Origin of the sequence: Winogradskyella sp. J14-2 (genome assembly GCF_001971725.1) — a bacterium.
Taxonomy (GTDB): domain Bacteria; phylum Bacteroidota; class Bacteroidia; order Flavobacteriales; family Flavobacteriaceae; genus Winogradskyella.
Genome location: NZ_CP019388.1, coordinates 398,087 through 410,144, shown reverse-complemented (window position 1 = coordinate 410,144; position 12,058 = coordinate 398,087). Strand labels below are relative to the sequence as shown.

Here is a 12,058-nt window from a genome sequence, read left to right as displayed (position 1 = left end):
ATTTTTATGAGGTTACTAATATTTCTTCCTCCTCACTTTCATCGGCTTCTTCTTCGTTTTTCGCAGCCTCAATTTGATATTGAATCCACATTGCGGCAAATGAAACATAATAAAATGTGAAGAAGTTATGGTTGGCCATTAAAAACAATGACAAAGCAATAATCTGCATTATTAGATTTGGCTTTTTATTAAAGTATACCACGCTCATCACAATAAGGTAACCTATATAAATTACAAATAGAATAAAAGGTAAAATCCCAGCTTCGCCAATGATAGCAAGAAATGAATTGTGCACGCCTTTTCCATGCCCTTCTTTTCCAGAAAAAGATCCATAACCACTACCAATAAAAGGTGAGTCTAAAATTTTATCATAAAACTTAGCCCATGTGTCTTCCCTAGAATCCTCACTCAATTCTTCGGTAGATACATTTTCATTATTAACTATGCCTTTTAGTTGGTCGAACCTAGGATTATTAAGTCCTACAACTTCATCTATAAAGAAAAGTGTACCAATAATTAAAAATCCGAGACCAAAGATTTTAATGTTCTTTATACTGATTTTTAGTGATATAACATTAATTAAAAGCCAGATAACTATAAACGTTCTTGAAAAAGTTAATAATCCTGCCAATGTAAATATAAATTGCCCTATAAGTTTAGTACCAACGTTTTTTAGACCATAGGTTGTGGCATAACCTGTAATACATATAAAACCAGCCTCATTTGGTTTTATATAGAACCCACTATACCTTCCATAATCACTAGTAAATAAAATGGCCTCTAATATTATGGTGGCTGATCCAATCAACAAGAAAACATTATATTCTGAGACACTTATATTTTTAACCATTTCATAAGCACAGATGAGATAAATAAAATATTTAATAGTGTCAAAAATAAACCCTGAGGTCAATCCAATAAACTGAAACCCTCCTATCATAAAGAATAAAATGGATATTATGATAAGCCACCAGTTAGGGCGTGTTTTTTTTCCAAAGAAATAATATAAAGTGAGTGATAGAATTGTTAGATAGCTCATTAAACTACCCACGCCACCACCAAAAGCAGTAAGGGATACAGATGGTATATTGAGTAATATTAAACTAAAGCATACGTACTTTAAAATTCTCATTTGCCCAATGTTAGTAGTTAATTATTCTTTAAAAATATCGAATTCTTATTTAAAACTGGAAATAAATAAACTCTTGTTGTTCACCAGTGAAAATAAACATTAAGATTATTAGTACCATATAAAAACCCCATCTTAAAGGTTTATTTATAAAATCAACTTTTTGAATGGCATACTCACCAGATCTCCCTAACCACTCAATGGCTAAGAACAATGCCAATAAACCTAATATTGTTGTTGGAAAAACTTCAGGTGTTGTAAATAATGATGTTGTAAACATGTCTTTAATGTATAAAAATGCATTTGTTACATTATCTGCTCTAAAAAACACCCATGCAATTAAGGTTATAAAAAATGTAGTAGCCATTTGGAAGACCTCCCTTATTGTTGGTAAATATTTACCTTCAGCAACCAAGTTTGTATTTACTCTATTCTTATTTAAAAGAAGGAGGGGTAAAAAGTATATGGCATTTAATGCACCCCAAACCACAAAAGTCCAATTGGCACCATGCCAAAATCCACTTACAATAAAAATTATAAAGGTATTTCTAATTTTCATCTTTGTTCCACCTCTGCTGCCTCCCAGCGGAATGTATAAGTAATCTCTAAACCATGTTGACAAGGATATGTGCCAACGTCTCCAAAATTCTGCAATATCTCTAGAGAAGTATGGGAAAGCAAAGTTGCGTTTAAGGTTAAAACCAAATAGGCGCGAAATACCAATAGCAATATCTGAATACCCAGAGAAGTCACCATAAATCTGAAAAGCGAAGAAAAATGCTCCTAATAAAAGTGTACTTCCAGAATACTCCTGCTGATTATTAAAAATCATATTGGCATATGTAGCGCAATTATCGGCAATAACAACCTTTTTAAATAATCCCCAAATTACTTGTCTTAAGCCATCAACAGCATTACTGTATATAAACGTTCTTTTTTTGTGAAATTGAGGCAATAGGTTAGTAGCTCTTTCAATAGGTCCGGCAACCAACTGAGGAAAAAAGCTCACAAAAGCCATAAAAGCTATAAAATCTTTGGTTGGCTCTAATTTTCTATTGTACACATCTATGGTATAACTTAAGGTCTGAAAGGTGTAGAAACTAATACCAACAGGAAGAATGATATTGAGTGTGTTGATACTTAATTGTCCGCCGAAAAATGTAAACGAATCTATAAGACTGTCAACAAAGAAGTTGTAGTATTTAAAGAAACCGAGGAAACCTAGATTAACGCAGATGCTAATCCATAGAAGAGTTTTGCGTTTAGAGGTTTTGTTTTCAGAATTAAGCTTAAGTCCAATAGTATAATCAACAAGGGAACTGAATAAAATCAAAAACAAAAATCGCCAATCCCACCAGCCGTAAAACACATAGCTAGAAACGGCAATCAATAAATTTTGCTGCTTTATACGTTTATTACCAATAAGCCAATACAAAGCAAAAACTATTGGTAAAAAAATGAAAAATTCTAAGGAATTAAAAAGCATATTGTTTTTTAATTGAGTTGCTGAGTTTTTATTATATCAACAAGTTGTTGGCTGATTTTTGCAGCTCCGTGTTGGTTTGCATGATGAAAATCGGAAAAATCTTCATCTTTAAAATTGAATGTATCAGATTTATAGCTATTTAGGTCATAATAACCAACATCTTTATAGTTGCTGAAAAATTTTTGATAATAACTGTTTTCATCGGTATTAGAATCCAACAATAGTCTTGAAGGTGGATAAGGTGTTCTTAATACAATTAACTGAATTCCATGGGCTTTTGTGAGTTCGTAGATTTTATTAAAATAACTTTTGAACCGATCTTTATTAAAGTTTGTGTTTTTAAAGTTTGGAATAGGTTCAAATTTATTGATATCAGTTTTGCTTATTACGGTTGTATCACTATGAAATCCCTTGTACCAATTTATTTTTGGAGCCTTATTCTTTCTTTTTGAAACGATAGATGTTATATCTTGTTTTATGTAATTGTTAAACTTCATTAACGGAATAATGTAATTTACTATTCCTTTACTGCCATAACCATTCACTACAAGGTCATATTTATGCTCTGAAGATTTAAAAAATGAGGCGTTTGAAAATACCTGATAATAGTTAACGAAATCATCACAAGAGCCAAGGTATGTTTCTAGGATTACATATTTAGGATTTTGATAATCTAATATTTCTTTGAGAGTGTAATATGTTTCAGTAATGTCTTGGGAAGAGGTTCCCATATTAAAGGACTTAAGATTTAAGCCCATATCAATAATTTTAGGGTTTAAGGATGTGTATGCTCTACTAGAGCCAAGAATTATTAAATCATAAGTATTAGAATTGCCATGAATACCGTCCCACTTTAAGAAGTTTTTGTGAGTTTTGTTTTCTATAGCTTCATAGGCAGGTAGTTCGTACTTTAAAACAATTAATACGTTGATGAGTACAAAAAATAAGAGACCATAAAATATATGTTTTAGAAATTTTTTCATTTAAGACAAGTGCTTTGATATTAAATCTCTCCAACTTGAAGTTACATGAGTATCCAAAAAGTTTTCGGTTGTTTTTTTGGATTCTTTAGAAAAAGATAATCTCAAGGCTTTATTATCAACGAGTTTTTCTAAGTAATCTACAAACGCATCTTGATCATCTACTGGTGCTAAAAAACCATTTTCTCCGTTTGTAATTAATTCTGAGGGTCCATAATTACAATCTGTAGACAATGAAGGCAGGCCAAAGTGCATAGCTTCTAGCAATACGTTAGGGAATCCTTCTGCTTTTGAAGCAAAGGCAAAGATTGAAGCTTTATTATAATAATCATGAACATTCTTTATTTTGGGTAACATGGTTACTTTATCTTCGAGGTTCAATTCCTTAATCAATGCTTTTAATTTAGATTCATTTGGTCCTTCTCCAATTAATAGCAATTGCCAATTGCTTAACTGAAGTTTATAAAAAGCATCTATAATTCTTTCTTGTCTCTTATCATTATTAAATGTACCGACAGATAAAATAATGTTCTCTCTATCTGCACTATATTCTTTTCGTAATTTAGAAAGTTCTGTAGATATAGGATTTGGCAGCACTTCCATTTCTGTTTTTTTTATCAAACGTTCATAAACCTGCTTCACTTTCTCGGTTTGTACAATTAGGCAATCTGCCTTTGGGTAAATATATTTACGAAGTATTACCCAAAATCTAGGTATATCATTTTTTAAAGGATCATTGCGCTCGCTTATTAGACAAGGTATTCTATTAAGTTTTGCAGCTAAAACCGCTTTAATATTTGCTTGCGTAATAAAACCTATAAGTAAATCTACCTTCTCTTGTTTTGTAATTTTGCTTACTTTTTTGAGAATGGCATAATTTAATTTTAATGAACCTAAAAAGGATTTTGGATTTGTTAACTCTTTAAAACAAGAAATTACATTAACAGAATCGTTTAAGGCATAAAACGGATCTGATTCAATAAAAGTAATTATGGTTACCTTAAAATCTTCAATTAAATTATTACTTAGGTTAGTTATAACACGTTCTGCACCGCCAGGACTTAGAGCACCAATAACAAAAGCAATATGTTTTTTTTTGGTATTCAAAAGTTTACAAATTTTTTGGTTAATGGTAATTTAGCATTATTACTAAGCTAAACCTAAGGGTTTACTTCCCGATGGAAGAGTACTCAAAACCTATTGCAGTCATGTCATCTTTGTTAAGTATATTTCTACCATCAAAAATGAAAGCCGGTTTTTTCATAAGGTCAAAAATCTTTTTCCAGTCGTAGGTTTTAAACTCATCCCACTCAGTCATAATAGCAATGGCGTGAGCATCTCTAACCACATCATAAGGATTATCAAAAGTTTCCACTAAATCTTTGTTTTCTTCTTCTGAGCGGGTTTGTAAGTAATTTAAATCACTATACACCTTGTTACTTGGTACCTTTGGGTCATATACTGCAATATTGGCTTGCTCGTTAAGTAAGTGGTCTGCTACATATATTGCTGCTGATTCTCTTGTATCATTGGTGTCTTTCTTAAATGCCCAGCCTAACATGGCAATCTTTTTACCAGATACCGTATTATATAATGTACTGATTAAATTATCTGAGAATCTTCTTTTTTGGTGGTCATTTAATATAATGACTTGTTCCCAGTAATCTGCAACCTCGTTGAGCCCGTAGCTTCGGGCAATATAAACAAGGTTTAAAATATCTTTTTGAAAACAAGATCCACCAAAACCAATAGATGCATTTAAGAATTTAGAACCAATTCTAGAGTCCATACCTATTGCTCTTGCAACTTCACTTACATCTGCTTCGGTTCTTTCACATAACTCAGAGATGGCATTAATTGAAGAAATACGCTGTGCTAAAAATGCGTTTGCTGTTAGTTTTGATAACTCAGAAGACCATACGTTGGTTCTTAGAATCTGATCTTGAGGAACCCAACTACCGTAAATGTTAGCCAAAGCCTCAATAGCTTCTTCAGATTCTCCACCAATTAATACTCTGTCAGGGTTTAATAAATCTTGGATAGCTGTGCCCTCTGCCAGGAATTCAGGGTTTGATAAAATATCAAACTTTACGTCGCTTCCTGTGTTGTGTAATATACTTTTAATGGCTTGAGCTGTTCTTACAGGTAGGGTAGATTTTTCAACTACAATTTTATCTGTTTTAGCTACATCTGCAATATTTCTTGCACATAGCTCTACATATTTTAAATCGGCAGCCATACCTTTTCCCTTACCATAAGTTTTGGTTGGAGTGTTAACCGATATAAAAATCATTTCAGATTCATCGATAGCTTTATCAATTTCTGTTGAAAAGAATAAGTTTTTCCCTCTGGTTTCGGCAACTATTTCAGCTAGACCTGGTTCGTAGATAGGTAACTTTGAAACATCTTTATCATTCCATGCAGCAATGCGCTCTGCGTTTATATCTACAATTGTAACTTGTATGTTAGGATTTTTTTTAGCGATTACTGCCATTGTAGGTCCTCCTACATATCCAGCTCCAATACAGCAAATTTTTGAAATTTTCATTTTAAATTTATGTGTTTGACTTGGGTTAATTTCTTTAGCGTAACAAAAGTGTATGATTTATTTAATTATCTGCAAATTAATATATCAACGACTGGTTTTTACGATAAACTTCAATAAATATATAAGAAGTACACATTATATCGTTTTAACACACCCACCAATCACTTGTTGTAATATGATTTATACCAATTAACAAATGATTTAACTCCTTCTTTTATAGAGGTATTAGGTCTGTAATCATAGTCTTTAATAAGTTGCCCTACATCTGCCCACGTTTTTTCTACATCACCTGGTTGTATTGGCATCATGTTTTTATCGGCTTCTTTACCTAGATTAAATTCAATTTCTTTTATAAAGTCTAAGAGTTTTACTGAGTTATTATTTCCTATGTTGTAAACTTTATATAGTGTTTTTGTGTCTAAACGCTCCTTTGTTGGTTTTTCGCAAATACGCACAACGCCTTCTACAATATCATCTATATACGTAAAATCGCGCTCCATCTTTCCGTGGTTAAACACTTTTATAGGTCTATCATTTACAATAGCGTCGGTAAATAAAAACATAGCCATATCTGGTCTTCCCCAAGGGCCATATACGGTAAAAAAGCGTAGTCCTGTAGTTGGGATTTTGAATAAATGACTGTATGTATGTGCCATTAGCTCATTACTCTTTTTAGTAGCAGCATATAAGCTAATAGGGTGATCTACATTATCTTCTGTTGAAAATGGTATTTTTTCGTTTAACCCATAAACACTAGAACTACTAGCATATACTAAGTGTTTTATATCGTTGTGCCTACAACACTCAAGTATGTTTAAAAAGCCAACTAGGTTAGAGTCTATGTAGGTTTCAGGATTTTCAAGGCTATATCTAACACCAGCTTGTGCAGCTAGGTTACACACCACATCAAATTTTTCTTGTTTAAAAAGTTTTGGTAATGCTTCTCGGTCTTCAAGATTCATTCTTACAAATGAAAATTTATCATTTGTACTTTTACACAGATTATTGAAATTTTCAGCGTCACTTTTGTTAATTCCTAATTCTCCTAATCTCGAAAATTTAAGATTAACATCATAATAATCATTGATATTATCTAGACCTACAACTTCATAACCTTTTTCTAGTAGTACTTTTGATGTAAAAAAGCCAATGAATCCTGCAGCTCCAGTTACAAGAATTTTCATTTTTTGGTAGATTTAAGTTTAGGATTCAAATATTAAAATTTAATTGTTAGAATAAATATTTATACTACGAAACTATATTTTTATTCGTTAACATAACTCATAACTAATATTTTAGCAATGGAATCGCAATTTTCTATGCTTAATTGAATCTCTTTGTCTTTATAAATGTTATTAATATGGTATATTTTACAAGAATCTAAATCGGTACTGCTTTTAGAAAAATCTACATTACCATATTTTATAAGATTAATAACTGTTGTTGAATCTATGGTGTGATAGTTTGTAAAACCCAAAACTTCGTTAGAATAGGTAATGGGTTTTGAGCTTATATTTTTTACTGTTCTGGCATTTGGGCCATAATCGCATGAAGCCTCTTTGCCATTTAAAAAAAACATTAATATTATTAGGCCAATAGAAAAACCACCAAGATAGTAGGCCAAGCGCTGTGTAAACTTCATGCGTATAGTAAATTTTAGAAGATTAATAGGTTAGCATCGTTATAATCCAAACCAAACCATTCTGCCACAGATTTGTTAGTTAAAATACCATGGTAAAAGTACAATCCATTTTTTAATCCTCTATCAAAACGTAAAGCATTTTCTAATCCACCATGCTCACCTATTTCAAGAAGATAAGGGGTAAAAATATTGCTAATGGATACCGAAGCAGTTCTAGAATATCTAGCAGGTATATTAGGTACACAATAATGTATTACGCCATTGTGATCAAATGTAGGGTGATCGTGAGTGGTAACTTCACTGGTTTCAAAACAACCTCCCATATCTATACTAACATCTATGATAACAGAACCGGGTTTCATGTGTTCTACCATAGTCTCTGTAACCACAACAGGCGAACGATTGGTGCCTCTAACAGCACCAATAGCAACATCGCAACGCTTTAGTGCTTTTAATAAATTTTTTGGTTGCATGGTAGACGTATAGACAGACCTACCTAAATTATTTTGAATACAACGGAGTTTAGTTATGGAGCTATCAAAAATCTTTATGTTGGCACCAAGGCCCATTGCAGAACGCGCTGCAAATTCTCCAACCGTACCAGCACCTAGTATAAGCACTTCTGTTGGTGGCACACCATTAATGTTACCCATCATTAGGCCGTTACCACCATTTACGTTAGATAACAGCTCTGATGCAATAAGTATAGAAGCAGTACCAGCAATTTCGCTGAGAGAGCGCACGGCTGGATAGGCTCCATCATCGTCTTTAATATATTCAAAAGCTAGTGCTGTAATCCGTTTTTTTGCCAAGGCCTCAAAATATGATTTGCTTTGCGTTTTTATTTGTAGTGCCGAAATAAGTATAGTTTGTGGGTTAATGAGTGCTATTTCATCTAATGAGGGTGGCTCAACTTTTAAAACCATAGGGCAGGAGTAGACCTTTGCTGTATCTTTGGTAACTTCTGCACCAGCTTCACTGTAATCTTTGTCTTTAAAATTGGCTCCTTCCCCAGCACCAGACTCAAATAAAACGCGATGGCCATTTGCTGTTAATGCAGAAACTGCATCTGGTGTAAGACAAACACGACTTTCTTGAAAATGGGTTTCTTTGGGTATCCCAATAAAAAGTTCCCCTTTTTTCTTAAAAACTTCTAAGGTTTCTTCTTGAGGTAGTAATTGGGCCTTTGTAAACGGTGATAAAGATTTACTCATTAAAGTTAGAAATTGACTAGTGGCCGCAAGATAGTAAAACACAATCTCGCAACATAAAATTAAATAAACTAACTTTTAAGTTACGAATAAAACTGAAATGAAAATAAAATTTTTAAAAATACTGCTTAATCTTACCCCAAAATGTTTTTGGCTTAATCATAAACTCTTCTTCTAGCTCTTCCATTGTTTTGCCAGCATCATTGATTTTATTAAACATCTTTGCTCTTATTAAGTAAATTGATGGAAAGACAATTGCCATTATTGGTAGAAGCCAAATAATTTCGAACTCATCTACATATCTTAAATCAAAATTTAATGCACTAACAAATTGAAAGGTAAACATTGCAATAGGCACTAAAAGTGCATGATACCACCAATGGCGACAAGTAAAGAACCAAACAAGTGATAACAAAAGAGGTACAGCTTTCATTGCAAGCACCCACATTGCTACATTAGCACTTCCGTATTCAACACTGCTGTACGTTCCAAAAATTGTTTCCCATTTTTCTGAATCGGGTACATATTCGTATAAATAAAATAAAAAAGGAGTAGCAGCTACAAATGATGCAACTATACTCCCTAAAATAATCTTCTTATTGTAAGATTTTTTATCCGTGTGTCGGAACTTTAAGTTTTCTTCTGTCAACTTTTGTTGTCGTTTGTCCATCTAAGTCGATAATGTTAGTTGCCTGTGCAGTAAATAACATTCCTCCGAAGATCGCGATTGCTAGTACTAATTTTTTAGCTTTCATAATTTAAGGGATTTAATTAATTAATTCTTTACAAATTTACAGTGCTCTTAAAGCCTCTGAAAATCAATTAATGTTAAAATCCAAAAAATTATGAGGTTTTAATTACGGTTTTTCCGTAATTCTATAGCTCTTGGAATAGAATGTTAGTTGAAATTTGTCTAAAATTTCGAGTCTGTCATAGCGTTATTTTCGGTTAAAAGTTTCTCGTTTATAGTTAATTTGAGGGATCTTGTGTTATTATCTATCTTAGTAATAGTAATAGTTTGTGCATTTTCTGGTAGTAGTTGTTCTATTCGGTCTGGCCATTCTATAAATAGCCAGTGCTCACTATATAAATAGTCTTCTACCCCAAAATTGTAAGCTTCTTCAATTGTTTCTATTCTGTAGAAATCAAAGTGAAAAATTTTATCATTTGGTAATGTATATTCGTTAACGATAGAAAATGTAGGACTCGTGGCAATGTCACCACTGTCCATTGTCTTTAGCAAAGCGTTAATAAATGTTGTTTTGCCAGCTCCCATTTCTCCATTAAATAAAATGATTTTAGACTTTAAATGTTTGAATACATCTAATGCTACTGCATCTATGTTTTTTAAATGATATGTTAACTCAATATTATGCACACCTATAACTTACATATTAAAGTACAATGTTAGTAATAAATTTTTTAAAAACCTAGAAAAATGTGCATTTCGTCGGATTTTTATGCTTTTAAAAGATTTATTTAGGGTCTAAAACTACAAATGGGATAATCATTTCTTCTAAAGAAACACCACCATGCTGATAGGTGTTTCTGTAATAACTGACATAATGGTTATAGTTATTTGGATACGCTAAAAACAAATCTCCCTTAGCAAAAATAAATGAACTACTCATTGTTAAAGATGGCAAATGTATTGATTTGGGATCCTTAACAGCTAAAACATCTTTATCTTGATATGTAAGGCTACGACCTGTTTTATATCTTAAGTTTAGGCTGGTGTCTCGGTCTCCAATGACTTTAGAAGGTGCTTTTACATTAATAGTACCATGGTCTGTTGTAAGGATTAATTTAAAACCTAACTGTTGCGATAGTTGAATCATTTCTAATAATGGAGAGTTCTTAAACCAGCTTTGAGTTAAAGATCGATATGCCTTATTGTTAGAAGCCAGTTCTTTCACTACTTCCATTTCTGTTTTAGAATGCGAGAGCATATCTACAAAATTATACACAATAACGCTTAAATCGTTGTTTTTAAGATTTCTAAAGTTTTCAACTAGTTTTTTACCAGATTTTAAATTTGTGATTTTATGGTATTCATAGTTAATATGACTAAGCCCTAAGCGTTTTAATTGTTCTCTTAAAAAATCATCTTCGTGAAGGTTTTTGCCACCCTCGTCTGTATCATTTTTCCAGTAGTTTGGATATAACTTTTCCATGTCCGCAGGCATAAGTCCAGAAAATATAGCGTTTCTGGCATATTGTGTCGCTGTGGGTAAGATACTGTAGAAGGATAGCTCTGATGTTTTCTTATAATAATTATTGACTATAGGCTCAAAGGCTTTCCATTGATCGTAACGCAAGTTATCAATAACAATCATTAGTGTTGGTTGTTTGTTATTTAATTCTGAAACGACCTTTTCCTTAAATAAAGTGTGAGACATTACAGGCGCATCTGTATTGGGCTGAAACCATTGTTCGTAATTCTTTTCGATAAATTTTCCAAATTGAAGGTTGGCCTCAGTTTTTTGGGACTCTAAAATAGCGGTCATCCCTATGTCTTCAATATCTTCTAGCTGAAGCTCCCAATATATTAGTTTTTGGTATAATTCTGCCCACTCCTCGTAAGTATTCACCATAGACAAATCCATAGCAATTTTTCTAAACTCTTGTTGGTAGTTAGATGTTGTTTTTTCAGATACTAAACGCGAATGGTCTAAATTCTTTTTTAAGCTCAACAGAATCTGATTTGGGTTCACTGGCTTTATAAGGTAATCGGCAATTTTACTTCCTATAGCTTCCTCCATAATGTATTCTTCCTCACTCTTAGTGATCATTACAACAGGAAGGTTTGGGCGACGCTCCTTAATTTCATTAAGTGTCTCTAGGCCAGTAAGTCCAGGCATGTTTTCATCTAAAAAAACAATGTCAAAATTAGTATCATTAATAATATCTAAAGCCTCTGTACCACTCTTGCATTTTGTTACGCTATAATGTCGTTGTTCTAAAAAAAGTATGTGAGGCTTTAATAAGTCAATTTCGTCATCTACCCACAGAATATTTATGTTGTTCATGTATATTTGTTTTCTAATTAATGAATGTTTGGT

The 12,058-nt window shown here is 32.5% G+C and carries 11 protein-coding genes; all 11 read right to left on the bottom strand.

Annotated elements, in window-relative coordinates:
• Positions 1-4: 4 nt before the first annotated feature.
• A complete protein-coding gene (locus tag BWZ20_RS01995) occupies positions 5-1,132 on the bottom strand; it encodes an O-antigen ligase family protein (RefSeq protein ID WP_083677137.1) in 1,128 nt (375 codons plus the stop codon).
• Positions 1,133-1,181: 49 nt separating this feature from the next.
• Positions 1,182-2,615 (bottom strand): MBOAT family O-acyltransferase, encoded by a 1,434-nt coding sequence (locus BWZ20_RS01990; protein ID WP_076615535.1) that lies wholly within the window; start codon positions 2,613-2,615, stop codon positions 1,182-1,184.
• 8 nt (positions 2,616-2,623) lie between these two features.
• Positions 2,624-3,598 carry a hypothetical protein gene (locus tag BWZ20_RS01985; protein ID WP_076615533.1) on the bottom strand — a complete coding sequence of 325 codons (975 nt, stop codon included), beginning with the start codon at positions 3,596-3,598 and terminating at the stop codon, positions 2,624-2,626.
• Entirely contained in the window at positions 3,599-4,702 is a 1,104-nt protein-coding gene (locus tag BWZ20_RS01980) for a glycosyltransferase family 4 protein (RefSeq protein ID WP_076615531.1), read from the bottom strand.
• Between the two features lie 61 nt (positions 4,703-4,763).
• Positions 4,764-6,143: a nucleotide sugar dehydrogenase gene (locus BWZ20_RS01975; protein WP_076615528.1), complete on the bottom strand. Its 1,380-nt coding sequence runs from the start codon at positions 6,141-6,143 to the stop codon at positions 4,764-4,766.
• A 161-nt stretch (positions 6,144-6,304) separates the two neighbouring features.
• Positions 6,305-7,327, bottom strand: a complete 1,023-nt coding sequence (locus tag BWZ20_RS01970) for an NAD-dependent epimerase (RefSeq protein WP_076615526.1) — start codon at positions 7,325-7,327, stop codon at positions 6,305-6,307.
• An 80-nt stretch (positions 7,328-7,407) separates the two neighbouring features.
• Entirely contained in the window at positions 7,408-7,785 is a 378-nt protein-coding gene (locus BWZ20_RS01965) for a hypothetical protein (RefSeq protein WP_076615523.1), read from the bottom strand.
• Positions 7,786-7,799: 14 nt separating this feature from the next.
• A complete protein-coding gene (locus BWZ20_RS01960; protein WP_076615522.1) occupies positions 7,800-8,999 on the bottom strand; it encodes an alanine dehydrogenase in 1,200 nt (399 codons plus the stop codon).
• 112 nt (positions 9,000-9,111) lie between these two features.
• Positions 9,112-9,666 carry a hypothetical protein gene (locus BWZ20_RS01955; RefSeq protein ID WP_076615519.1) on the bottom strand — a complete coding sequence of 185 codons (555 nt, stop codon included), beginning with the start codon at positions 9,664-9,666 and terminating at the stop codon, positions 9,112-9,114.
• 243 nt (positions 9,667-9,909) lie between these two features.
• The gene (gene tsaE, locus BWZ20_RS01950) at positions 9,910-10,374 is read right to left on the bottom strand and encodes a tRNA (adenosine(37)-N6)-threonylcarbamoyltransferase complex ATPase subunit type 1 TsaE (protein ID WP_317041688.1); all 465 of its coding nucleotides are present in this window, start codon (positions 10,372-10,374) and stop codon (positions 9,910-9,912) included.
• 97 nt (positions 10,375-10,471) lie between these two features.
• The gene (locus BWZ20_RS01945) at positions 10,472-12,025 is read right to left on the bottom strand and encodes a PglZ domain-containing protein (RefSeq protein ID WP_076615517.1); all 1,554 of its coding nucleotides are present in this window, start codon (positions 12,023-12,025) and stop codon (positions 10,472-10,474) included.
• Between the last annotated feature and the right edge of the window lie 33 nt (positions 12,026-12,058).